At 69.2% G+C, this 23,200-nt stretch carries 20 protein-coding genes and 2 pseudogenes; 8 read left to right on the top strand and 14 right to left on the bottom strand.

Annotated elements, in window-relative coordinates; genetic code table 11:
• Window positions 1-51: 51 nt before the first annotated feature.
• Complete coding sequence (locus IG02_RS0118230) at window positions 52-1,269, bottom strand: ROK family transcriptional regulator (protein ID WP_078854581.1); 1,218 nt, start codon at window positions 1,267-1,269, stop codon at window positions 52-54.
• 48 nt (window positions 1,270-1,317) lie between these two features.
• On the opposite strand from IG02_RS0118230, the gene IG02_RS0118235 reads away from it, so the two are divergent.
• Entirely contained in the window at window positions 1,318-2,433 is a 1,116-nt protein-coding gene (locus tag IG02_RS0118235) for a Gfo/Idh/MocA family oxidoreductase (protein ID WP_030748682.1), read from the top strand.
• A 134-nt stretch (window positions 2,434-2,567) separates the two neighbouring features.
• On the opposite strand, the gene IG02_RS0118240 is transcribed toward IG02_RS0118235, so the two are convergent.
• A complete protein-coding gene (locus IG02_RS0118240) occupies window positions 2,568-3,563 on the bottom strand; it encodes an MBL fold metallo-hydrolase (RefSeq protein WP_234314799.1) in 996 nt (331 codons plus the stop codon).
• A gap of 82 nt (window positions 3,564-3,645) precedes the next feature.
• On the opposite strand from IG02_RS0118240, the gene IG02_RS0118245 reads away from it, so the two are divergent.
• A complete protein-coding gene (locus IG02_RS0118245; protein WP_030748688.1) occupies window positions 3,646-4,497 on the top strand; it encodes a LysR family transcriptional regulator in 852 nt (283 codons plus the stop codon).
• An 84-nt stretch (window positions 4,498-4,581) separates the two neighbouring features.
• On the opposite strand, the gene IG02_RS0118250 is transcribed toward IG02_RS0118245, so the two are convergent.
• The 4 genes from IG02_RS0118250 to IG02_RS0118265 all read right to left on the bottom strand — a co-directional run bounded on the left by IG02_RS0118250 (window position 4,582) and on the right by IG02_RS0118265 (window position 7,960).
• On the bottom strand, window positions 4,582-5,460 hold the full coding sequence (locus tag IG02_RS0118250; RefSeq protein ID WP_030748691.1) for a fumarylacetoacetate hydrolase family protein: 879 nt from the start codon (window positions 5,458-5,460) through the stop codon (window positions 4,582-4,584).
• A 281-nt stretch (window positions 5,461-5,741) separates the two neighbouring features.
• Complete coding sequence (locus IG02_RS0118255) at window positions 5,742-6,548, bottom strand: YidC/Oxa1 family membrane protein insertase (RefSeq protein ID WP_030748695.1); 807 nt, start codon at window positions 6,546-6,548, stop codon at window positions 5,742-5,744.
• A 340-nt stretch (window positions 6,549-6,888) separates the two neighbouring features.
• Window positions 6,889-7,209 (bottom strand): DUF6412 domain-containing protein, encoded by a 321-nt coding sequence (locus IG02_RS0118260; protein WP_030748698.1) that lies wholly within the window; start codon window positions 7,207-7,209, stop codon window positions 6,889-6,891.
• A 415-nt stretch (window positions 7,210-7,624) separates the two neighbouring features.
• Window positions 7,625-7,960: an EthD domain-containing protein gene (locus tag IG02_RS0118265; protein WP_030748701.1), complete on the bottom strand. Its 336-nt coding sequence runs from the start codon at window positions 7,958-7,960 to the stop codon at window positions 7,625-7,627.
• A gap of 144 nt (window positions 7,961-8,104) precedes the next feature.
• On the opposite strand from IG02_RS0118265, the gene IG02_RS0118270 reads away from it, so the two are divergent.
• The gene (locus IG02_RS0118270; protein WP_030748703.1) at window positions 8,105-8,473 is read left to right on the top strand and encodes a MerR family transcriptional regulator; all 369 of its coding nucleotides are present in this window, start codon (window positions 8,105-8,107) and stop codon (window positions 8,471-8,473) included.
• A 147-nt stretch (window positions 8,474-8,620) separates the two neighbouring features.
• On the opposite strand, the pseudogene IG02_RS0118275 reads toward IG02_RS0118270, so the two are convergent.
• Together IG02_RS0118275 and IG02_RS41625 are read right to left on the bottom strand one after the other, a co-directional pair.
• Window positions 8,621-8,989: pseudogene (locus tag IG02_RS0118275) on the bottom strand (IS5/IS1182 family transposase); the annotation flags it as partial.
• A 198-nt stretch (window positions 8,990-9,187) separates the two neighbouring features.
• Entirely contained in the window at window positions 9,188-9,457 is a 270-nt protein-coding gene (locus IG02_RS41625; protein WP_158712330.1) for a hypothetical protein, read from the bottom strand.
• Window positions 9,458-9,592: 135 nt separating this feature from the next.
• Here IG02_RS41625 and IG02_RS0118285 point away from each other — a divergent pair, with 135 nt between their 5' ends.
• Window positions 9,593-12,043, top strand: a complete 2,451-nt coding sequence (locus IG02_RS0118285; protein ID WP_158712331.1) for an NACHT domain-containing protein — start codon at window positions 9,593-9,595, stop codon at window positions 12,041-12,043.
• Between the two features lie 139 nt (window positions 12,044-12,182).
• On the opposite strand, the gene IG02_RS0118290 is transcribed toward IG02_RS0118285, so the two are convergent.
• Window positions 12,183-13,751, bottom strand: coding sequence for a sodium:solute symporter family protein (locus IG02_RS0118290; protein WP_078854582.1), 1,569 nt, complete (start codon window positions 13,749-13,751; stop codon window positions 12,183-12,185).
• On the bottom strand, window positions 13,751-13,960 hold the full coding sequence (locus tag IG02_RS0118295; RefSeq protein WP_234314800.1) for a DUF3311 domain-containing protein: 210 nt from the start codon (window positions 13,958-13,960) through the stop codon (window positions 13,751-13,753). The genes IG02_RS0118290 and IG02_RS0118295 overlap by 1 nt, the downstream gene beginning before the upstream one ends.
• A gap of 83 nt (window positions 13,961-14,043) precedes the next feature.
• Between IG02_RS0118295 and IG02_RS0118300 the strand changes: the two genes are divergently transcribed.
• From IG02_RS0118300 to IG02_RS0118315, 4 genes are all read left to right on the top strand, one after another.
• Complete coding sequence (locus IG02_RS0118300) at window positions 14,044-15,042, top strand: SEC-C domain-containing protein (protein ID WP_030748721.1); 999 nt, start codon at window positions 14,044-14,046, stop codon at window positions 15,040-15,042.
• A 98-nt stretch (window positions 15,043-15,140) separates the two neighbouring features.
• On the top strand, window positions 15,141-15,572 hold the full coding sequence (locus IG02_RS0118305) for a very short patch repair endonuclease (protein WP_030748724.1): 432 nt from the start codon (window positions 15,141-15,143) through the stop codon (window positions 15,570-15,572).
• Window positions 15,573-15,591: 19 nt separating this feature from the next.
• Window positions 15,592-16,593 carry a DNA cytosine methyltransferase gene (locus IG02_RS0118310; protein WP_037803293.1) on the top strand — a complete coding sequence of 334 codons (1,002 nt, stop codon included), beginning with the start codon at window positions 15,592-15,594 and terminating at the stop codon, window positions 16,591-16,593.
• Window positions 16,590-17,906 carry a DNA cytosine methyltransferase gene (locus IG02_RS0118315; protein ID WP_030748730.1) on the top strand — a complete coding sequence of 439 codons (1,317 nt, stop codon included), beginning with the start codon at window positions 16,590-16,592 and terminating at the stop codon, window positions 17,904-17,906. The genes IG02_RS0118310 and IG02_RS0118315 overlap by 4 nt, the downstream gene beginning before the upstream one ends.
• Here the strand turns inward: IG02_RS0118315 and IG02_RS0118320 are convergent.
• From IG02_RS0118320 to IG02_RS43915, 4 genes and pseudogenes are all read right to left on the bottom strand, one after another.
• Entirely contained in the window at window positions 17,875-18,762 is an 888-nt protein-coding gene (locus IG02_RS0118320) for a DUF6339 family protein (RefSeq protein ID WP_030748733.1), read from the bottom strand. The genes IG02_RS0118315 and IG02_RS0118320 overlap by 32 nt on opposite strands.
• Window positions 18,759-19,751, bottom strand: coding sequence for a hypothetical protein (locus tag IG02_RS0118325; protein ID WP_030748735.1), 993 nt, complete (start codon window positions 19,749-19,751; stop codon window positions 18,759-18,761). The genes IG02_RS0118320 and IG02_RS0118325 overlap by 4 nt, the downstream gene beginning before the upstream one ends.
• Window positions 19,748-21,844: a hypothetical protein gene (locus IG02_RS43910; protein ID WP_051765300.1), complete on the bottom strand. Its 2,097-nt coding sequence runs from the start codon at window positions 21,842-21,844 to the stop codon at window positions 19,748-19,750. Before IG02_RS43910 ends, IG02_RS0118325 begins: the two co-directional genes overlap by 4 nt.
• Window positions 21,845-22,051: 207 nt before the next feature.
• A pseudogene (locus tag IG02_RS43915) lies at window positions 22,052-23,158 on the bottom strand (sigma-70 family RNA polymerase sigma factor); the annotation flags it as partial.
• Window positions 23,159-23,200 lie beyond the last annotated feature (42 nt).

The following is a 23,200-nucleotide window of genomic DNA, read 5'->3' on the forward strand; positions in this document are numbered from 1 at the left end:
CGCACCGCCGACCAGCCGCGTACGCCACGAGCAGCCCGACGCCGCGAGGCGTCAGCGCCGTCCCCGGCTGCCCTCGGCCCGTCCGAACACCGGCGCGAGGACGAGTTGCGCCGCACCCTCCGCGACCGGATGCGCGCCACCGCCGGCGGCGGCCGTCACCTGGACCGACGTGCACCGGGCGCGTTCGGCGACGACGGCGGCCACCCCCCGCACGAAACGCTCCTCGTGGGCGGTGACCGTACGGCCGCCGAGCAGGATCCGGTCGATGTCGAGCAGCCCGATGAGGTTCGCCGCCCCGGCCCCGAGCACCCGGGCCGCCCCGGCGAGATCGCCGCGCGCGACGGCGGCCAGGCAGATGGCCTCGATACAGCCGCGATTGCCGCAGTCGCAGGCGGGCCCGTCCAAGTGGATGACCTGGTGCCCGAACTCGCCCGCGCCGGTGCGCGCGCCCCGGTGCAGCTCGCCGTCTATGACGAGGCCCGCGCCCAGCCCCGTACCGAGGTGGAGGTACGCGAACGTGTCGGCGGGGCCGCGCAGGGCGAGGCCGAGCGCGGCGGCGTTGGTGTCCTTGTCGAGGACGACGGGGAATCCGAGGCGGGCGGCGAGGGTGTCGCGCAGCGGCACACCGTTCCACTGCGGGAAGCCGGTCACCCGCCGGGGTACGCCGGTGGTGTGGTCGAGCGGGCCGGGCATGGCGACCCCGACGCCGAGGAGCCCGTCCCCGCGTACCGCCCGCGCCTCGCCACGTACCGCCCGCGCAGCCCCTCGTACCGCCGCCACCTGCTCGACCACCGCCGCGATCACCCGGTCCGTCCCCGCGCCGAGGTCGAGCGGCACCGACCGTGCGGCGACCGGGGTGCCGGCCAGGTCCACCAGAACCACCGTCAGTTCGTCCCGGTCCAGGTGGACCCCCACGGCCTGCGCCGCGGACGGCACCAGCCGCAGGACGGTCCTGGGCTTTCCCCCGGTCGAGGCGCGGTGGCCGGCCTCCGCCACCAGGCCGTCCGCGCGCAGCCTGGCGGTGATCTTGCTGACGGCCTGGGGGGTGAGACCGGCGTGCTCGGCGAGTTCGAGGCGGCTTATGCCGGCTTCGCCCGCCGTACGGAGCAGGTCGAGGACGAGGGCCGCGTTGGGCCCGCGCGGTACGGCGGGGCGGGGCGCCACGACAGCCGGGTCACCCTCGCCCCTGCGACCGCCCCCGCCCCGGCTGCCGCTCTCGCCCCCGCTGTCGCCCACGCCGCTGCCGTCACCCTTGTTCACACCGGCCATTGTGCCTCGACCTTGCACTTTGGAAACGGCGTTGCTTAAGTGAACTCCATGACTGGCAATGACACGGGCAACGGCACTCCCTCACGCGTCGGACTGATCGGATACGGCCTCGCGGGTTCCGTATTCCACGCTCCACTGATCGCCGCCACCGCGGGACTCGCCCTCGACACCGTCGTCACCACCGCCCCCGAGCGCCGGGAGCAGGCGCGCGCCGAGTTCCCCGGCGTGCGGTTCGCCGCGTCCCCGGAGGAGTTGTGGGAGCGCGCCGGCGAGCTCGACCTGATCGTCGTCGCCTCCCCCAACAAGACCCACGTCCCGCTCGCGACCGCCGCCCTGGAAGCCGGTCTGCCGGTGGTCGTGGACAAGCCGGTCGCGGGCAGCGCGGCCGAGGCGCGGGCGCTGGCCGCGCTCGCCGACGAGCGGGGGCTCCTGCTCTCCGTCTTCCACAACCGGCGCTGGGACAACGACTTCCGTACCCTGGCCCGCCTCGTCAAGGGCGGCGAGCTGGGCGACGTACAGCGCTTCGAGTCCCGCTTCGAGCGGTGGCGGCCCCGGCTCAAGGGCGGCTGGCGCGAGTCGGGCGCGACGGAGGAGATCGGGGGACTCCTGTACGACCTGGGCAGTCATGTGGTCGACCAGGCGCTGGTGCTGTTCGGGCCGGCGGCGACGGTGTACGCGGAGATGGACGTACGCCGCCCCGGCGCCGAGGCCGACGACGACACCTTCATCGCGCTCACGCACACCAATGGTGTCCGCTCCCACCTCTACGTCAGCGCCACCACGGCGCAACTCGGCCCGCGTTTCCGGGTGCTGGGGTCGGAGGCGGGCTACGTGAAGTACGGCCTCGACCCGCAGGAGGCCGACCTGCGCGACGGCAAACGGCCGGGCGCGGGAGCGGGGGGCTGGGGAGTGGAGCCGGAGTCGCTGTGGGGGCGGTACGGCGCCGGCCAGTCGCCGCTGACCGGCGGCGGCCACCCGGTGGAGAGCGAGCCGGGCGACTACCCGGCGTACTACGCGGCCGTCGTCGCCGCGCTGCGCGAGGGCACGGCCCCGCCGGTGACGGCGTACGAGGCGGCGGCGACGCTGGACGTCCTGGAGGCGGCACGGCGGTCGGCCCGGGAGGGCGGGGCCATCAGCCTGGCGGCCGGCCCCGCCACCGGGTGAAACCGGGCCCACCACGGGGCGAGGCCGGCCCCCCTACCGGGTGAAACCGGCCCCGCTACCGGGCCCCGCCGGCGGGTGAGGCCGGGCCCGCCACGGAGCGACACGAGCCCCGCCACAGGGCGGAGGGCGCCCCGCTACCCGGTGAGGCCGGGGCCTGGGGCCGGACTCGCGTGCTCGGCGCACAGGCACCCGACGCCCGGCTCGATCCACTCCTGGCCGGCCCACTCGGGATGCCGTTCGATCAGCAACGCCCGGACCTCGGCGACGATCTCGTCCCGGCCCATCGCGGAGTCACGCCGCCGCCACGTCTCGTCGCGCAGCTCGCGCAGGTAGTCGCGGACGCCGACCAGCACCTCCGGACCGCCGAGGTCGCCGTGGCCGGGCACCACCACCCGGGGGCCGGCGGCGGCCAGCCGGTCCGTCACCGCGAGCCAGCGCACACCGGAGACGTCCGTGTCGTACGGCGGGAACCACGGGAAGATGGCGAACTGTCCGGTTTCGGCCAGGTCCCCGGTGAACAGCACGCCGGCGTCCGGCACTTCGACCACCTGGTCGCCCTTCGTGTGGCCCCGGCCGGTGGGCCGCAGCCGTACGGCCCGGCCGCCGAGGTCCAGATCGTACGCGTCGTCGTAGACCACGTCGGGGACCGGTATCCGGACGTCCTCGAGGCGGCGGGCGACCGGCCCGCCGAAGCCCCGGAACATCTCCAGGTAGCCCGGTCCCTTCGCCTTCAGGTCGTCCGCCTGGGCGCGGTTGACCAGGTACGTCGCCCGGTCGGCGAACACCCGTGCGCCGAACGCGTGCTCGGGGTGGAAGTGCGTCGTGGTCAGGTACAGCCGACGGCCCTTCGCCACCTCGGTCGCGAAGGCGAGGACCTGCTCTGCGTTGGCGTTGCCGATGCCCGTCTCGACGACCAGTACGGCCTCCGTACCGCCGATGACACCGATGTTGGGTACGAGACCGACCCGGTGGTTCGGGATCACCAGCAGGTCGGAGGCGATCTCCTCGGCGTCGGCGACCCGCACGGCGGGGTCGGCCATCGGCCCGTCGGCCACCGGTCCATTACCCACCGGCCCATTGCCCACCGGCCCGTCGTTCATCAGCTCGTCGCTCATCAGCTCGTCGTTCATGCTCCGATTCCACCGCCCGGTCGACGCGGCCGTCCAAGACCGATCGAGTGGGGCCGATACCGCACGGGTATCGTCCGCGTTCATGGAGCTACGCACGCTGCGTTATTTCGTGGCCGTCGCCGAGGAACTCCACTTCGGCCGGGCCGCCACCCGGCTGCACATGAGCCAGCCGCCGCTGAGCCGGGCGATCAAGCGACTGGAGACCGACGTCGGCGCCGCGCTGCTGCACCGCTCCGCCGCGGGCGTCACGCTCACCCCGGCCGGGGCGACGCTGCTGGAAGAGGCGCGCGGCCTGCTCGCCCGCGCCGACCGGGTGGGCGCGCGGGTGGCCGCCGCGGCCGGCGCCCCGGCCATCGCCGTCGGCATCCTGGGCGACGGCTCCGACCTGGGCGCGAGGCGGCTGGCCGCCGCGTACCGCCGGCACCATCCGGACGTCGAGGTCCACGTCCGCGAGACCGACCTGACCGATCCGACGTGCGGGCTGCGTGCCGGACGGGTCGATGTCGCCCTGACCCGAGGGCCGTTCGACGAGACCGGCCTGACGGTGCGCGAGCTGCGCGCCGACTCGGTGGGCGCGGTGCTGCGCGCCGACGATCCGCTGGCCGGCCGCGCCCACCTGGAGCCGGCCGACCTGGCCCACCGGCGCTGGTTCCGGTTCCCGGACGGCACCGACCCGGTCTGGCAGTCGTACTGGAACGGCGGCGAGCCCCGCGAGGGCCCGGTGGTACGCGCCGTCCAGGAGTGCCGGCAGGCCGTGCTCTGGAACGGCACGGTCGGCATGACCCCGCTCGGGCACGAACCACCCGAGGGGCTGACCGTGGTACCGGTCGTCGGCATGCCGCCGAGCCGGGTGGTCGTGGCGTGGAACAAGGGCGACGCGAACCCGCTGATCGGATCGTTCGTCCGGATCGCGAAGGCCGCCTACCGCGACTGAGCGTCAGCGCCCAGCCGCGCGCTCTCGGTCAGCGCCGGCACTTCCCTGGCGGAGCGACACCCGTCGACCGGCCGTCACCGCCCCCTACGCGTCCGCGAGGACCTGCCGCTGCCGGCCCAGTCCTCCGATCTCCAGCTCCACCACGTCTCCCGCCCGGAGGAACGGCTTCGGCTCCGGCTTGCCCAGGGCGACCCCGGCCGGTGTCCCCGTGTTGATGACGTCGCCCGGGTACAGCGTCATGAACTGGCTGACGTACCGCACCAGTTCCCCGACCCCGAAGATCTGCCGCGCGGTGGTCCCGTCCTGCTGGAGCTCGCCGTTGACCCACAGCCTGAGCGACAGCGCCTGCGGGTCGGGCACCTCGTCCGCCGTCACCAGCCACGGCCCCAACGGGTTGAACGTCTCGCAGTTCTTGCCCTTGTCCCATGTACCGCCGCGCTCGATCTGGAACTCGCGCTCGGAGACGTCGTGCGAGACGGCGTACCCGCCGACATGCGCCAGGCCCTCTTCGACGGAGTCGAGGTAGCGGGCGGTGCGCCCGATGACGACGGCGAGTTCGACCTCCCAGTCGGTCTTCACGCTGCCACGCGGTACGAGGACGGTGTCCTCGGGCCCGACCACCGTGTCCGGCGCCTTGAAGAAGATGATCGGCTCGGTGGGGATCTCCGCACCGGTCTCGGCCGCGTGGTCGTGGTAGTTCAGCCCGATGCACACGATCTTGCCGATCCGGCCGAGCGGCGGCCCGACGCGCGGCCCGCCGGTTCCGTCCGGACCGCCGGTGTCGAGCACGGGCAGTTCACCGGAGGCGGCGGCCGACGCGATCCGTTCGAGCGCGGACGGGTCGGCGAGCAGCGCCCCGTCGATGTCCTTGACCAGGCCCGACAGGTCCCGCAGGGTCGTACCGTCCGGGTCGAGGAGCGCCGGGCGTTCCGCACCCGCCGCACCGACACGCAGCAACTTCATGGTCCGTCTCCGTCCGGTCGGGCTGTCTTGAGCTGTCTCGGGCTGTCAGGGGAGGTACGGGGCGGGGCCACCGATCTCCGGGACCCGGCTGATCCTCCAAGACATCGGATCACTCCGCAAGACCCGGTTCACGTACTGGACCGAAGCGCGCGGCCGCCACCCCGTGCGCCCGCGGCTCCACACGCCGCCCCGCCGGCCCGGCACGCCCGCACCTGCGCACGCCGCGCCCCGGACCCCCGCGCCGCCCACCCTGCGCACCGCGCGCACCGCGCGCACCGCGCCTACGCGGCCTCGGCGCCTCCGGCGCTCCTCGCGGCCCCGGATGCCTTCGGCGCCGCCGCCTCGGCCCACATCTCCCGGTAGAGGAAGTACCGCTCGACGGCCGCCCAGGTCGTACTCGTCACCATGTACAGCCCGGCGGCCAGCGGCACCACGGCCACGGTGAGCAGCGTGCCGAACGACATCAGCGGCATCACCTTCGTCATCGCGCCCATGCCGGGCAGCGGCCGGCCGTCGGGCCCCTCCGGAGCCGCGGGCGTCGGCGCGGCGGCCATCTGCCGCTTCGTCATACGGAACGAGAAGGTGGCGACGGCGGCGACGATCGCGAAGAGGGCCACGTACACCAGCCCCGCGCCCGTGAACACCCCGTCCTGCGTGAGCGCGTCCGCCCAGCGGTGGCCGAGCGGCGCGGCGAAGAGGGAGTGGCCGAGCAGTTCGTTGGGTTCGCCGCCGATCTCGCGGCTGGAGAAGAGGTGGTACATGAGGAAGAACGCCGGAATCTGCGCCAGGCTGGGCAGGCAGCCCGCCAGGGGCGAGACGTTCTCCTTGGCGTGCAGTTCCATGAGCGCCTTCTGCATGCGCTCGGGGTCCTTGCCGTGCTTCTTGCGCAACTCGGCGATCTGCGGCGCGAGCTTCGTACGGGCCTTCTGGCCACGGGCCGCCGCCCGGGACAGCGGATGGACGGCGAGCCGTACACCGGCGGTGAAGAGGATGATCGCCGCGGCGGCCGAGCCGGCGTGGAAGAGCGGCTGGAGCAGGTCGGCCAGGCCCCCGACCAGGGTGGCGAAGGCGGACATCAGAACGGACATGGTGGCGGAGCCCTCCGTGGGGTCTCGTCGTGCCGGTGAGGGATACGGCGTATGACGACCCGCGAGGGGGCGGGCAGGGCTGCGACGTGTCGGGGGGTGTCGTCTCGCCTCGTACGAGGCTCGTACGAGGCCGGAGTACCGGACACCAGAGGGCGACCGGCTCCGGACCTCAGAACCGGACCCGGACCCCGAACGCGGACCCCGGGCTCAGGCCCAAGCCCAGGCCCAGACCATGAACCCCGGGCCCAGACTCCGAACCCGAACCCGAACCCCAACCCGAGCCTGGCCACGGCCCCCGGCCCCCGGGAACTCGCGGGGTCGAGCGCAGCGCCTGACCGGCCTACGCGGCCGTCGGCGACGGACGGCCCGGGGCTCGCGGCCGGGTACGACCCGCCGCGTCGGGATCCCGTTGCGGCAGGAAGGCGGTGCGTTGCTCGCGGTCGCGGATCGCCGTCCGTACCCGGTGCGGCGGGTGCGCGGGCACCGAGCGCGCGCTGATGACGGCGCAGACGGCGAGCGCGCTGCCCACGGCGGCGGTCGCGGCGAGCGCGACGGTGGCGGAGAGGAGGCCCGCGTCGACGAGCAGAACTTCGGTGAGGAGGAAGAGCAGGAGCCCGGCGGGGCGCAGCGGTCGCGACGAACGCAGTGCGTTGCGGACCATGCGTCTCCCCTTCCTGTGGCTCCCTCGGGCACTCATCGGCCCCACCCACCGGGCCCGGGCATCGGCACCGGGCCCACGGCCATCGTACGGCGTCGGGCGCCGACGGGCCCCGGGCAGGTGCCAAGGCCTCCCCGACCGGACGATCTGCTCGCACTCCTCCGGAGTGAGAACCGACGAGGCCAGTCCAACGTCGATCACATCTGCCTGGTCGTGGCCCCTCTCAACTGGCAGGAGGTCATCGATTCCGGAACGTTCGACGTCCTCGAGGGCGCCGTCCCCCGCTGGGGCGCCCGAGGCTTGGCACAGTCGGTCTACGTCAAGCCCCCCGCTGTAAGGCGGCGAGTTCGTCTTCGGCGACCCCACGACCTGGCGTTGATGCCTGCCACATCGCCCGCGGCACAAAGCACCCAAAGGGTTAGACCACAACCCTTTCTTCAGTGACCATTACTGACACCGAATTCATATCGATGAACTTACTCTCGTCCGGGTTCACCAACTCCTTGTAATTCTTGGACGCGAAGAAGGCGTCGTGATCCGCCCAGCTTTCAAACCAGATTTCAGTGAGGCCGTCGTAGGCGGGGCTCGGATACCCTTCGGCGGGTACCGGGTGGGAGACGGTGTACTTCTTCACGTACTGCCGCGCTTCTGGAATGGAGGTGAACAACGGGGCGTGGCGATTTCGGTGATGCTCGACGAATTCCTCGAAGGTCATTCCATCGATACGGTTGATCATGAAAGCGAACTTGATCACGGACTTCTCCTTTTCATGCTCGCGGACGCGAGAGTTCGGCAACCAGATGCCCCGGCGGCGGATCGCGAGCCATGGGGTTAACCTAAACGCTCACATCGACGTCAAGGGCAAGTCGCCGTGACCCAATGCACACGAGGGGTTGAGATGCGGATCGGTGAACTGTCCGCCCGGACAGGAGCAAGCCGTCGATCACTGCGCTACTACGAGCAGCAGGGCCTGCTGGTCAGCACAAGGTCCCCCAGCGGCCAGCGGTGCTACGACGATGATCACGTCCAGCGGGTGGCGCTGGTTCAGAGCTTCCTGGCCGCCGGAATGTCCAGCAGAACCATCGCTCAGATGGTCCCCTGCATGACGGAGCCCAACATGGACAGAGCCCGGGAAGCTTTGACCGCAATGAATCAGGAGCGAAATCGCCTTTCGTCCACAATAGACAGCCTGGCCGCCGCCAGAGCAGCACTTGATCACCTGATTGACGTAAATCGGAACTTTCTGGCGAACGCGGCGGACGACTAGGCGTCGGGCTGCCTGAATCAATATTCTGGTTTTCCTCCGGTGAAATATTCCGCGCCGTGCAGTGCGCGCCCAAATTGCTCCCTGTCTGACATCTTCCACGATCCGCCGGGTTGGAGTCTGTAAGAGGTCAAGTGGACAGGGGTGCGGTCATGGTCGGCGGTCAGGACGCTCGCCCCAACGGAGAGTCGTCCATGCCTGACGGATCAGGCTATGGATGGTGATGATCGTGCCGGCGAGGTCGAAGAAGGCGTCGATGACGGCGGCCCGGCGTTCGCAACAGCGGGCGAGGCGGTGGAAGGCGTTCTGCCAGGCGTGGGTGCGCTCGACGTGCCACCGCTGACTTGCCTGGATCGGCGTCTTCTGGCCTTTGTGTGCGATCCGGCCGTCCACCGGTGAGCGTCCGGCGGCCTCGCCGCCGCCGGGTGCCTTGGCGAGGGAGCCGTCGACGGCGATCTGATCGAGGACGAGGCCGACGATCCGGTCGTAAAAATCCAGCGCGATCTGTTGCCTCTGAGCCGAACCTCACTCAGCTGAAGGCCCGGGAAAAGCAGTTGGCGTATCCGCGGTGCACGACAGCGTGATCGAAGGTCTCGTCCGACATCTGCTCAAGTACGGCGGTATCCGTGCCCGCCCCTCTACCTCACCCGGCGAGACCTTCGATAACGAGATTCACGGTGTTGAACGCCGTTGCCTCAAAGATCGCCCGGACGAGTCCTAGTCGTTCTGCTCCGCGGTAATGTCGCCTTTCGCCTTGGCGGTGCGAAGGATCTGCACACCTTTCCCCTTCATCGTCACCCGCACGGAGCCGCCGCTCTTCACACCCCGGACTTCCTGGCGCCGGGGCGGCGAACCGGGCCCGGAGGGCGTTTCCTCCGACCGCGCATGCCATATGGCGAGGGCCGCCGAGATCATCAGGAGCACTGCCGCGCAAGCGCCCCACGCGACGGACCAGTTCTGCGTCAGCATGCCGGTGGCGACGTTCACCGCTCCCGCGAGAACGACCGACCCTCCAACCGCCCAAGCCCGCATCGTATTCATGGCCACAGCCTCCCCGTACGCTCCCTGTCGGGCCATCAATTCGTTACCATTGTCCATCAGTTGAGCTTTCGGGGGAACCGCATGCGGAGAATGCTCCAGCAGGTGAAGTGGAGCCTGGTCCGGGGGGACGTAAACCTCGCCATGGGCGGGTTCGACGACCCGGATGAGCAGAGAGTCCTGGACCGGGCGGTGGCCCAACTACGCAAGGACGTGCTGGCCAAGGTCCGGCTGACGGTGGCCCGGATGCGCCTGGAGCAGCCGGCCACCATCGAGGTGCCGTGGCGGGGCTGTGCACGGCCTCTGCAGCCGGCACGGCAGGTGCTGGGCGTCGATCCGCTGGAACTCGTGGGTACGGTCAGTGAGATCGCGAAGGCCTGCAGAGGTCTGCCCCGTCACCAGATGGTGGCTCTGGGCAACCCGGGCACGGGCAAAACCATCCTGGCTGTCCGGCTCGTGCACGACATGGCCGACCATCCGGAGCCCGGAGATCCGGTCCCGGTACTCATGTCCTTGTCGTCGTGGCGGCCGGCCGTCCCGATGCGCGAATGGATACTCCGGCAGATACGGCAGGCCAGTCCTCACCTCACGGACCAACAGAGATTCGGCACGGACGCGGCGGCGGACCTCTTCGACGCCTGCCGGGTGATGCCCGTGCTGGACGGCCTCGACGAGCTCCCCGACCAGCTGCGCTCCGACGCGGTCCGTGCCATCGACGCGGCCATTCACCGTGGCTGTTGGCTGCTGGTCACCTGTCGGGCCACCGAGTACGAGACCGCACACGAGACCGGGGCACACCTCACCCGTGCCGCGGTGGTGGAGCTCGACGAAGTGAAGGCCGAGTTGGCGATCGGCTACCTCGAGCAGGCAAAAGCGGCCGGTGACCGCCGTTGGACCCCTGTCTTCGAGGCGATGCGCCGCGACCCGGACTGCGCCCTGTCCCGCACACTGACGTCACCCCTGATGCTGCACCTCGCGCAGACCGCGTACGACGCGAAATCCACGGATCCCGGTGAACTGCTGTCCCAAGAGGCGTATCCCTCCCGGGAAGCCATCGAGGACGAGCTGCTGAAGCGCTACCTGCCCGCCGTCTACACCAAGGACCCACCCAGCCGCTATCCGGCGGAACCGGCGATGCGTTACCTGCGACTCATAGCACGCCAGATGCGCCGGGACCGCACGGTCGACTTCGCCTGGTGGCAGATCAACGCCCGGATCACCGGTCCCCTCGTGGGCCTGATGTACGGGGCGGTGTGGGGCGCTCTTCTGTATGCCCTGTTCGGTCCGGCCATCGGAGTCGCCGCCGGGCTCCTCACGGCAGCCACGAGCTTCGCCGCTCACCAGTTCGTCAGAGCCGACCTTAAGCAGGTGTTCGTACCCAAGGAAGGGGTGCACGGGCCGGGGCGTCTGGCACGCCATTACGCGCGTGTGGGCGCCGCCTCGGCTCTGCTGGCGGGCGCTGTCACGGGGGTCGGCGTCGGGCTGTGGATGTCGGACGCGCTGGGAGCGGACCTGCCGTTGTCGGCGTTCTACGGGGCAGTCGTCGGGGTGCTGTCGGGTTGTGCCGTCATGCTCGGTTCGGCATCGGGATCGTACGCGATCAGCCGGTGCTGGTTCTGGCTGACCGGCAGACTCCCCCGAAAGCCCTTGTCGTTCCTCGACGACGCCCGCGAACTCGGCGTGCTGCGGCAGACCGGCGCGGTGCACCAGTTCCGCCACGAACGCCTTCTCAGCCAACTGGGCGGCGCCACGGCTCAGGACCCGGGCCGTTCGGTGCACGGCAAGTGGGCCGCCAAGTGGCTCCGCTGGAGACCGGTGCTGCCCACCTTCGCCAGTCTGGCCCAAGTCGGAGCTTCGCTGGCCGCGCTGCTGTTCATCGCAGCGGTACTCGCCGACAGCACGCGGCTGGAGTTGACCTACCGCTCCGGGGACAGACCGGCCCCTGTCCTGGCCTCGACCGGCTGCGCGGCCGGCACTCCGTGCAGACCGCCGACCATCTGGATGTGGAAGGTGCCCCTTGGGTCGACCCGACACACGGACTGGATGCCGACGCTGTCGCGTCAATCCTCCTTCACCGGTTGGGGAGGTTTCTTCAATGCCTCCGGCTGTGAGGGGGGCCGGGTACAGGTGACTTTGACGCTGTCCGGCGAGCCGCCGGCCCGGTTCACCCTCGGCAACGACAGGGGGGTCGGCCCCGGCATCGACCTCGACCGGCCCGCCTCGCCCGGAAGCCGGCCGTCCTCGCTCACCTTGCGCAGGCTGGACGACCGCCCGTGCTCCCTCCGCGTCGAGTGGCAGAGCCCGAGCCTCGTGGTGGACGGCCTTCAGATCGCCCGGGATCGCCTCGGCATCGCGCTCTCGCCGACCGGCGAAGAGGGCTCGCCGGCGCCAGGCGCGGCGGGCGCGACGGCCACCGCCGGCTCCGACAGCACCCCTGTTCGTGCCGTTCTCCCCACCGCGGGCAGTGAGGGACCTCCGAGCTGCCCAGAAGGCCGTTTCCCTCCTCCTTGTCGGCCCGGGCCGGCAGCGCGATGAACACGCGCTCCCGGGTGTCGTCGGCCGCCCGCGTCCGCAGCCGGTTGCGGACGCCGCGCCAGTTGCCTCACGTCCGAGGGGCGCCCGGCTCAAGTTCGAGGGCCGTTCGACGCCGGGACGACAAACGACAGGCTTACCGTCACCGGGCGGTGTCGTCGCCCTCCAGCGCGGTGCGAGTACGGCGCTGGGCCGGTACGCGCCGCCACGCACGCCGCGCGCGCGTCCCGTACACCCCGCACGTCCCGTACATCACCACCAGCGCGACCCCGAGGTTGGCCCCGAGCGCGACGATCCCGGCGTTCACTCCCCAGACCGGGTCCCGTCCCGTGAAGACCAGCGCGCACACCACCGCCACCCCCACCACGAGCCCGCTCAGCCCGGCCGCCAGGGTGAAGCGCTTCCACACCAGCCCGAGCAGCACCAGGGGAAGCAGCTGCGCCATCCCCTCGTACGAGATGAGGGACAGCCGTACGAGCGTGGTGGGCGCCGCGTACGTCAGGATCAGCGCGACCGCGCCCGCGACCACGACGACCACCTGTGCCGCGCCCTTCTGCCGGACCTCCCGGGCCGGCCGCGCCTCCCCGGCCCGCCGACGCGACAGCAACGGGAACACGCTGCGCCCCCACATCGTGCCGATGACCAGCATGAAGACGGCCATCGGCACGATCGACGAGAGCGCCGCCGCCACGCCCACGACCCCGACGGCCCAGGCGGGCAGCGAGTCGACGACGAGCTCGAAGAGCGCGAGGTTCGAGCCGACCCCGGTCAGACCGGGGACGACGAGGAGGGCGGCCATCCCGAGGAACATGGGGACGAAGAGCAGCACGTTGTAGGCGGGCAGCCAGATGGCGTTGCGGCGCAGCGCGTCCGCGTCGCGGGCGCCCAGGTAGCCGGCGACGGTCGTCGGGAAGATCACCACGGTGAGCGCGTTGAGCAGGGAGGTCGTCACGTACCACGCCCCGCCCAGCCCGCCGCCCCCAGCGCCGGAACCGCTTGTTCCACCACTCCCGCCCGGCAGGGTCAGCCACGCGCGCTTCTCCGCGACGAGCCGGTCGAGGAACGGCCCGTACCCGTCGAAGTAGTGCAGCGGTACGTACACGGCGAGGAACGCCAGCGTGCCGATCACCAGGACGTCCTTGAGCACGGACACCCACGCGCTGCCGCGCAGCCCGCTGACCACGACGAATCCGGTGGTGACGGCGAAGGCGGCGAAGTAGGCCCAGTTCAGGCTGATCGCGCCGTACGAGATCGTCGAGACGACGACGCCCATGCCGGTGATCTGGAGCTGGATGTAGGGGAGGAGGAAGACGGTCGCCAGGACCGCCACCGCCGCACCGAGCCAGGGCCGGCCGTAGCGGTGGGCGAGGATGTCCGTCAGGCCCACGAGGTCGTGGCGGCGGGCGTACTCCCACAGCAGGGGGCCGACCAGGTAGCCGACGGCGTAGCCGCACGACATGTACGCGACCACGTAGAGGACGGGCGCGCCGTGGTTGTAGCCCCAGCCCGCGGCGCCCAGATAGCTGAAGCTGGTGTAGCTCTCGCCCGCCATCAGGACCCAGATGAGGACCGCGCCGAGGCTGCGCCCGCCCACGGACCACTCGGTGAGCCCGCCTCCGCCGCCGCCCCGGCCCCGTACGGCGAGCAGTCCGAGGACGACGGTCAGCACCATGAAGGCGACGAAGACGCCGGTGGCGACGACGGCGTTCACTAGCCCTCACCGTTCCTCTTCAGTCGCCGGTCGCCGCGCCAGGCGAACCAGACGGCGAACGGCGTGACCACGGTCGCCCCGAGCGTCCACACGAAGAAGAACGGCAGCCCGAGGACGACCGGATCCACCCGGTTCACCCAGGGCACCGCCCCCAGGAAGAGCACGAACGGAACCAGCAGCCAGAGCAGATGCGGACGCGGTCTGAACACCCGAAGACCTTATGGGACCCCGTACGGACCAGGCCCGGCGCATCCCCTCCGCCCCCGCCCCGTACAGCAGTACGGTGTGCACCATGCGCCCCGACATGCCTGCCGACCACACCACGGAAGCCGAGCGCCTGCTGCGTGCGGCGGACCAGTACCCCGAGGACCACGAGCCCCTGCTCCTCCGGGCCGCGGCCCATCTGGAACTGGCCGGGCACCGCGACCGCGCGGCCGGCCTCTACGACACCCTGCTGGCGTCGTCGCCCGACCACCCCCACCTGGTGAAGGCGCTCAAGGCGGCCAACCTGTGGGAGTACGGTCACGACGCCGAGGCCCGCGCGATCATCGACGGCCTGCGCGCGGCGGCCCCGCTGGACCCGGCGCCCTGGGAGATCGTCGCGGAGACCCTGGAGTCGCACGACGAGCTGGAGGCGGCCCACGACGCGTTCACCGCGGCGCTCAACCTGCTCCTCACCCCGGGCGAGGACGTCCCGTACCCGACGCACGCCCTGCTGATCGGCCGCCACCGGGTCCGCCGGCTGCTCGGCCTGGCCCACGACGACTGGGACGGCCTGGCCGACCAGGTCAACCGCGCCCCGGTCACCCTGGACGAGCTGCACGACCCGAAGCGCCTGTGGGCCCTCGGCTCCGACAACCCCGCCGAGCTCCGGGCCGAGATCACCCGCCTCCGCGCCGAACTGGGCTCCTACCGCTCCGCCCTCTCCCGCCCCTTCCCGGTCGCGGTCCTGCACTGGCCGGCGGCGGAACTGGCCGAACTCGTCGCCGCGTACCCGCCCCTCGCCGCCGAGTACCCCTCCCACGAGGCCCACCTGACCCAGCTGGAAGCCTCCCTCCGCGACCTCTCCGCCACCGGCACCCCCAACCTGGGCATCGTCACGGCCACGGTCCCCTCCTACGAAGCCTTCGCGGCCTCGGAACAGTCCGCCCCCACCAACACCACCCTGCTCCCCCAATACGCCACCACCCTCGCCGCCCGAGGCCGAGCCACCCCCTGGCCCCCCGCCCGCAACGCCACCTGCTGGTGCGCCTCCACCAAGCCCTACGGCGCCTGCCACGGGGCGGCTTAGGGCACCGAGAGTTACCCAGCTGACAAGGTCATCGATCCTTCCACCGTGACCCTGTCATCGTGGACCGAAACAACGTCGGAAAATGGGACACTGGGACCATGCGTGCCGCACCCCCGTCCAGCCCCGACGTCTCGGCTCGGATGAGCCGGCAGACCAACCAGGACACCGGTGCCGAATGGGCGGTGCGGCAACTTCTCCATGCCTCCGGATACCGATACCGGACCCACTATCCGGTGCCGGGCATGCGCAGACGGAAGATCGACATCGCGTTCACCCGTGCCAGATTGGCTGTCCTCATCGACGGCTGCTTCTGGCATGGCTGCCCCGAGCATGCCACCAGCCCCAAGGCGAACGCGGAATGGTGGCGGCGGAAGCTCGCTCGCAACATCGAGCGGGACCAGGAGACGAACGCGCAGTTGCTGGCCGAGGGTTGGACGGTTCTGCGCTTTTGGGAACACGAATCACCGGTCGCCGTTATGCGTGAGGTGGCCGCGGCTGTGGACCGGGAGAAGGCAAGCAGGCAGAAATGACCCACGGAGGGCGGGGCCGGTGAGCGAACTGCGATTCGTCGACGTGTGCGCGGGCGGGGGTGGATTGGCCTTGGGGCTGGAGCACGCAGGCTTCGAACCCGTACTGCTCCTGGACAAGAACCCTGTGGCTTGCGACACCCTTCGCCGGAACCGTCCGACGTGGCAGGTTCTGGAGACGGACCTGCTGGACTTCTCCCCTTCGATGTACCCGGAGATCTACGACGTTGATCTGTTATCGGCCGGACCGCCCCGGGTGAGATCGACCATCGCACGCAGCGAGACCGAAGCCGAACTGCGCTTGCTGGAAGCGACCGTCTACCTGGCACATGCCGTCCAGCCCCGAGCTCTGGTCATCGAGAACGTGCCGGGGCTGCTGAACGCACCGCACTTCGAGCCGATACGCGACCTCATCAGCAACGAGCTGAATCATCTCGGGTACCGATTCCGGTGGCTCCTTCTGAACGCAGCCGACTTCGGGGTGCCCCAGAACCGGAGACAAGGGCTGCTCGTCGCACTCAAGGAGCAGTATTTCGATGCGTTCCGTCCACCAGAACCAACGGTTCGCGAGCATCTGTCCGTAGGTCGAGCCCTGCGACGATCGATGGCCATGGGCGGTTGGCGGGACGCCGACCGGTGGGCAGCCCAAGCGCTCAGCGTGGCACCGACCTTGGTGGGCGGGTCGGACAGGCGGGGAGGCGCGGACCTCGGCCCGACGGGGACGAGGAAGGCCTGGGCCCGGATGGGAGTCGATGGAAGCACCGTGGCCGACAACGTTCCCGGCCCGGACTTCGTCTGGGCGCCAGAGGCGGGGCGGGACGGGATGGTCAGGATCGCGATGGACCAGGCCGCGCTCCTGCAGGGCTTTCCGTCCGATTGGGGCTTCGCCGGAAGAAAGACGGCCCGCTACCGCCAGATCGGGCATGCCTCCCCACCGCCAGTGGCCAAGGCACTCGGACTGGCGATCCGAGCCGCATTGTTGGCAACTGCAACACCCGTCGCCGGCTACACTTCAACCCCATGAACAGCCCAGTAACACAGCTTCGCCACCTCGACGGAGTCCGGATTCTGGACCTTTTCGCAGGTCCTGGTGGACTTGACGTGGCCGCGCATTTCCTGGGCTTCAAGAGCATCGGGATCGAGTGGGACCGCAACGCGTGCGAGACCCGCTACGCCGCAGGCCTGCCGACGATTCACGCCGATGTGAGCGTCATGCGTACGAGTCGCTTCGACGAGATCCCGAAATCGGTCGACGTCCTGGCCGGGGGGCCGCCCTGCCAGTCCTTCTCCGTCGCGGGCAAGGGCAAGGGACGGCGAGCGCTGAACGAAGTGAAGGAGTTCATCCACCGCCTTGTGGACGGGGATGACGAAGCGAGGATCGACGAAGACCTGCGCGCACTCGACGACTCACGCACCGCCTTGGTCCTGGAGCCCCTTCGCTGGCTCCTCAAAGCGATCGAGACAGACGGACGTGATCCGTACAAGGTGATCGTTCTGGAGCAGGTGCCTGCGGCCCTGCCTCTCTGGGAGGTCTACGCGAAGCTACTGCGCGGAGGCGAAGGACGGCTCAACGGCGTCAAGTACGAGGCCGAATGCTGGCAGTTGAAGACAGAGCAGTTCGGGATCCCACAGACGCGTACACGCGCCGTACTCGTCGCTCGACGCCCGGGGCATGGGGCCATCGAACCGCTTGAGACCACCCATCTGCCCTTCGACCTGCATCGCGGGAAGCGCAATACCTCTCAGCCGGATTTGTTCTCGGCCGATTCCGACACTTCGGGAAGCAAGCAGCGCTGGCTCTCCATGGCAGATGCTCTCGACGCTGCCAGTAAGCTGAAAGGTTCGCCTCTGGACCCGTCCCGGCTCAGGAGGGGCGGCAAGATGAAGTTCTTCGTCGTCTCGAACTACGGATCCGGGGGCGACCCGAAGAATCGAGGCCGGCGTCTGTCCTCCGAGCCCGCCTTCACGGTCACCGGGAAGATCTCCCGGAACAGGGTGTACACGTCCACCGAGGACTACGAGGCGGCCAGGTCAGATCGCTTCACCATCCCCGAGTCGGGGGTTCTGCAGACCTTCCCGCACAACTTCCCGTGGTCGGGAAGCGACCAGGCACAGCAAGTGGGAAACGCAGTACCCCCCCGGCTGGGCATGCACGTGCTCAGCCGGGCGCTGCGTGGGAACGCTCCTTCGGACGACGAGTTGGCGGCCTCGGTCACCTGGCCCCATGTGCCCCCGACCACCACGGCTGAGCTGCGCGTCATCGGTTGCGGCGATCAGGGCCAATGCCCACCGGATTCACACAAGGTCACCCGCTCTCATCGGAAGTCCGCCCCCTGACCGGTGCATCCGCGAAAAGGTCCTCAAAGTGGGCAACCAGCCTCTGAACCGCCTTCTCCGGGACGCCCTCCTCCTCCGGACCTTCAGGAAGGCTGTTACGGGGGGACGGGAGGGCTGACTCGGCCCCCTCGATCCAGTCACGCATGGGCTCCCCGTCGCGCTCCACATCCGGGGCGATGACGTCGTACATCAGTGTCGCCGCAGCGGCATTGACCGCGGGTGTCAGGGCGTTGACCTCGCGACCGGTGCGCACAACCCCTCCCTCTATGAGTCTGACAAGAGCAAGAGCGGTTGGGCGGTGATCGATGACGTCCAGCCGAAGAGCCGAGTTGAGCATGTCCTGACTACCGCAGGCCACGACTGCGGGCCGGTAGTCCGAACCGTTACGGAAGAGTTCGGCCGCCCACCAGAGTCGCGCGAATGCCTGCTTGTAGTGCGGGCCGACGAACTTGTCCCGAGCCACTCGTCCGCGCGAACTGTCGGCCTTCGAATCGGACAGGTGACGCCAGACGACGTAGTCCGGAGCCACCCCAAGGGCCATATACGTCCAGAGTCTCTTCTCGGCTGCCTCCCGGCGAGTCAACCGAAGAGTCTCGTGCAGCCGCGGAGCCAGCCACGCATCGGCTGCCGTGGGGCGCTCACCCTGGAACTTCGCCAGGGCGTGGTCGATCAGATCTCGTACCCGGTGCAGGCCCAGTCGCGCTTCGTCGCCGGGCAGCGGTTCGGCGACCTTGTTCAACGCGATGGAAGGAACGTCCTCGCGTCCTTCGAGCAGCCCTGCGGAAATGTACTCGGCGGCCTGCACGTCGGAAAGCAGAGCAAGTCGCTCCGGAAGGTACTCGGGGCGGGAAGTCACGCTCGGGTCTCCTGGTCGAGTCGTTCGATGTCACGGACAGTATCGGCCAGGGCTCTGGGGACCTCGGCCCGGCGGGATGCCGCGTACTGGATGCGCGGTTGCAGATCCGCCCAACCCCCCTCACCCGTGCGTCGGATGTGGACCTCGCGGAGAGCATCCTCCACCGACCGCCCGGGCACGATGTCCGGCAGCATTTCGCGGAGCACCTCGCCGCGCCAGTCCGGCGGAAGGAGCGGCGTCCCATCGTCCTCGATCTCCAGGTCGCCGATGGCGGTGTGAAAGACGGCGGTCCACACATCGGTGCCCATCTGGGCCAGCAGCATCTCTCGTATGACGCTCTCCACCTTCGAGCCCTGGCCTTCCACCAGCGCCACGATGCCCTCGAAATCCGAGTTCAGGCGTACGACGGGCATCCGGCCTGCGGTGTCCAGGATCCAGGGCGCGTCCCGGAAGCTGCGCAACCACTCGGAGCCGCGGGCGAAACTGACCGTGCTCAGGTCGATGTCGCGATCCCTGAGCGGGGCCTCGGCCGTCATGTCGATCAGCCACTCCTGGTCCGTGGAGGCGATGAGCCGCCCTTCGACCCCGCCCACAGTGGCCACCACGTGCACAACGAGGGACGCACGGTCGAGGTGGTCGTCCCGGTCGAGTTCGATCTCCCCTGTCCATTCCCTCCCGCCCTCCCTGTCGGGAGTCAACCGCGCGACCGTACGTGTATTGGTGGCCCCCTCCGTCAGAACGGCGACGACCGTGACATCGGACCAGTGGCCCTTCGTCTCGATCTCACGGGCCGGTACGGTCGCGGTCAGGGTGAGCCGTGCCGTCTGCCAGTCGTCACGCTCGGCCCTGCCGAGTGCCACCACCTGCTCGACAACCGAGTACGCCCTGGTGTCGAGCTGCTCCCGATGACCGCCGGGGCCGCTCAGCCGCACGGCCGTGACGCGCGCCGTCACAGCGCCGGTCGGTCGGTGGTACGGATAGGCCCTCACGCGACTTCTCCCTTGCTCTCCCGCAGTTCGACGACGAGTCCCGTCAACGCGGCCCGCACCGGATGCGTGGACACGTCCGTGACGCCTCGAAAACTGGCACGGCGTACACCCGGCGGAAAGAGCAGCATGCCGTCGGAGACTTCGCAGTTGCTCACGGCCACGAGTTCGGCCCACTTGACGACGGGCCGGGTGCCGGAGCGTACGTCCAGCTTGGCAACGGGGCTCATGTACCAGTGGTCTCCCCCGGGCGGCACCTTGACTTCCGCGGTCACCTGCCAGGCACCGGAGACATCGACGACGGCGTTCAGATCGTCCAGCTTCGGCGGCGCCACCGTCCCCCTGGCCTTGACGGCGCGCTTGCCCGAGATCTTGAACCTCTTGCTCGCCCTGCTCATGCCGCTCTGCTTTTTCTCCTTGGGGATCGCCACAAGCGTCTGTACGGCCTTGTTCGTCTCGGTGGTCAAGGTCGCGATCCGCCGATGAGCCGAGGGCGAGTACCGCATCCGCAACTCTTCGGTCTGCCCCCACTTGTTGTGCTCCGGTGGCTCGGAGGCACGTAGGAACTCCTCCGCCTCGGCAGCAAACGGTGCGTCATCTCCCGCCGCGAGTCCCGCGAGCAGGACCGCCTGGAACGGATTTGTCCCCAAGGGGAGACCGGGCACCCAACTGGTCTTGACCGTCATGCGATTACCACGCATCGCGGTCACCTGGTTGATCTTGCCGTCCTGGTCGGTGGCCTCGGTGACGAGAAGTACCGCCCGATGCTCGCCGGCCGTATCGGCGAGATTGTCTTTTGCGGGAACCTTCAACGGAACTGTGACCAGGGCTACTTGACCTGCCTCTGTGAGGCGGTCGACCGTGGTCCCGCTCAGGAAGGCATGCAGAGCACGCGAGCGCGCGGGTTGATGAGCATGTGGATCGACCTGCTCCTCCTCAAGAACTTCCACGCCATTGCGCAGTGTCCGCACCGATGCCTCCAGCAGTGGCCGACGGTCGCCTCCCGCTGTCATGGCGGCCCAGAAGTTACGCCCGAGCGCGTGGACCAACCTCTGGTGCATGCGCTCCAGGCTGTCGTCGTCACCCAAGTCCCCTTCTTGATCCCGTCCGTCCCCGGCGAGGCCGGCGACGTCGTGGGCTCCGACAATCAAGAAGGACGTGCCGGGCTCATCGCTCTCGCGGGTGAGGTACAGGTTCTCGACCGTGTCCTCGTCGGCCCACCAGGAGCGAACGACCTCCGCGTTGTCGGACTCCGCGTCCGGCCGGCCCAGCCATGCAGGACCGGCGAATCGCTTTCCGTCCACCTCGCGCCAGGGCAGGTCGAGGCGTCCGATCAGCCGCCGCCGCGTGTTCCCCTCGTGCGGCTCGGAGAGCGTGGAATTCATGAGGACCAGGCCGAGGCGGCTGGTCGACCAGAGGGTTGCCTTGCCGAGGCCGTATGAACCGCCCGCCGTAGCATTCGACTTGTGGCTGTCGAGTTGCCGCCGCACAACGGCTGCGAATCGACCGTCCTCATAATCGTCGCCGGTCAGACCATTGGCGTTGTAGTCGTCGACACGCAGAAGAATCAGTCGATCCCGCTCGGTCATCTCTCGCAGACCGGCACCGATGACGCGTCCGACCTTCTGATCCTGGGCAGCGGCGGCCTCGTAGTGCGGGCGCAAAGCGTCCCAGTGGATCGCGGCACGGAACCGAGCCAGAGCGTCGCCGGACAGTTCATGCAGCGTGTAACGGACTTTGACCGGACGGTCACTCCTCCGGTCGCGCTCGTCCAGGCTGTTCTGGGTGGCCTCGCGGGCGAGGATCTCCAAATCGGCCTCGAAAGCGAAGGCCGCCGCATTACCGAACTCTCGCCCACCATCGTCGTGTCCAGGACGGTGATACCAGACCGCCGGTGTCTCCACGGGTTCCACCTGCTGTTCCAGACCAACCGCCGAGCCCTGCCCGGTTTCGCCTCTGATCTCGAGAACCCCCCGCACCTTGGTCACATGGTCCGGACTGGGAACGGAGCGACCTTGGAGCCAGGTCTCGACAAGCGCTCGGGGCACTCCCAGGCGGCGCGCCAGTTCACTCTCATCCGTCCCATTTTCCCGCATGCGGTCGGCCAACCATCGATCGAACTCCGTGCCGTTCACGGCCACCCTTCCCTCTCTCCCCTCGGAGCTGCTCTCCGCCCCCGTTCCACCGGTACGGCCGTTCGGCGGCGACTCGCCCGCCACCTCCCGCGCCATCCGCCGAGTGGCGTTCCGCCGACGGCGTTCCGCGTCCTCGTCGTCGGGCTCAAGACCCATCTGGATCCTCAGATCCTTGAGCGCGCGCTTCTCGATCTGCCGGATGCGCTCACGTGTGACCCCGATCCGCTTACCGATTTCATCCAGCGTCCAGGGTGTCCCGTCGATGAACCCGAATCGCAGCAGAAGAATTTCACGCGTTCTCTTCGTGAACACGCAGGCGTCGAAGATCTGCATCAACTCCTGACGTTCGAATGCGGCCCGAAGCATTTGCTCCGGGCCCGGCACCGGACGGAACGCGTCGACGACCAGGTCACCGATGGTCACGTTCTCGCCGACGGGCCGTTCGAGCGACAGAACCATACGGCGGCCCAGATCCAGATACTTCCTCACCTTTTCGGGATCGAGCTTGCAGGCCAAGGAAAGATCATCCACATTGGGTGTCCTGCCCTGATCGAGAAACACTCTCTCCGCTTTCCGTACTTTTTCCACATGGTCCCAGATATGGACCGGGAGACGGATCGCCGCTTCTTCGTTGACCACGGCCCGAGTGATTCTCTGCCGAACCCACCACGTGGCGTAGGTGGAGAACTTGCACCCCAGGGAGATATCGAACTTCTCCACAGCGCGGATGAGGCCTATCATGCCGTGCTGCAGAAGATCTTCGTACATGGGGTTGTCCGGCCAACGCCCGAAACCATGAAGGATCTTGCGGACAAGAAGTTGGTTGTGCATGACCATCGCGGATAGAGCTCTGTATGGCTCACCGTCTCTCGGGAGCGTCGCCAGATAGCCGTCGGGCAAAGACTCCGACGCTCTTCCGGCCCCCCGGAACAGGAGGCAGAGTCCGACCTCCTCCTCCGGGCTCAGCAGGCGAAGGTGCGGCTTCGCTCTCCTTCGATCGACTTCGAGCACCTTGCGAGCGGCACGGCGAGCCGCCGCCAGGTCGTGGACGCGCACGGTTCCTCGAAACGCTTCCGGGTCCGGGTCCTCGTCTCTCTCTTCCTCCTCGGAGACATCCGGGTCGTCGAAGTCGTCGTGGGATCCGGCCCGATGGTCGACAGTCACGCTCTGCGACAAGTCCGTGTCGTCTTCGCCGGGTTCGTCGGCCAGCGCTGCAGCTGTCACGGCTTCGTACAGCGTCGAGGCCTCCTGCGCATCGAGGCGCGCGGCCTTCATCACCTGCTCCAGAGCCGCGCGATGGTCGACCCCCTCGGCCGT

The sequence above is a fragment of the Streptomyces sp. NRRL F-5135 genome, from assembly GCF_000719775.1.
GTDB classification, from domain to species: Bacteria; Actinomycetota; Actinomycetes; order Streptomycetales; family Streptomycetaceae; genus Streptomyces; species Streptomyces hebeiensis.

Coding starts and splice junctions, on each gene's coding strand:
- IG02_RS0118250 (WP_030748691.1), bottom strand. CDS start 5,460: ATGAAGTTGCTGCGTGTCGGTGCGGCGGGTGCGGAACGCCCGGCGCTC.
- IG02_RS0118300 (WP_030748721.1), top strand. CDS start 14,044: ATGCGCCCCGACATGCCTGCCGACCACACCACGGAAGCCGAGCGCCTG.
- IG02_RS0118240 (WP_234314799.1), bottom strand. CDS start 3,563: ATGAACGACGAGCTGATGAGCGACGAGCTGATGAACGACGGGCCGGTG.
- IG02_RS0118305 (WP_030748724.1), top strand. CDS start 15,141: ATGCGTGCCGCACCCCCGTCCAGCCCCGACGTCTCGGCTCGGATGAGC.
- IG02_RS0118230 (WP_078854581.1), bottom strand. CDS start 1,269: ATGGCCGGTGTGAACAAGGGTGACGGCAGCGGCGTGGGCGACAGCGGG.
- IG02_RS0118235 (WP_030748682.1), top strand. CDS start 1,318: ATGACTGGCAATGACACGGGCAACGGCACTCCCTCACGCGTCGGACTG.
- IG02_RS0118245 (WP_030748688.1), top strand. CDS start 3,646: ATGGAGCTACGCACGCTGCGTTATTTCGTGGCCGTCGCCGAGGAACTC.
- IG02_RS0118315 (WP_030748730.1), top strand. CDS start 16,590: ATGAACAGCCCAGTAACACAGCTTCGCCACCTCGACGGAGTCCGGATT.
- IG02_RS0118270 (WP_030748703.1), top strand. CDS start 8,105: ATGCGGATCGGTGAACTGTCCGCCCGGACAGGAGCAAGCCGTCGATCA.
- IG02_RS0118255 (WP_030748695.1), bottom strand. CDS start 6,548: ATGTCCGTTCTGATGTCCGCCTTCGCCACCCTGGTCGGGGGCCTGGCC.
- IG02_RS0118285 (WP_158712331.1), top strand. CDS start 9,593: ATGCGGAGAATGCTCCAGCAGGTGAAGTGGAGCCTGGTCCGGGGGGAC.
- IG02_RS0118260 (WP_030748698.1), bottom strand. CDS start 7,209: ATGGTCCGCAACGCACTGCGTTCGTCGCGACCGCTGCGCCCCGCCGGG.
- IG02_RS43910 (WP_051765300.1), bottom strand. CDS start 21,844: ATGCGGGAAAATGGGACGGATGAGAGTGAACTGGCGCGCCGCCTGGGA.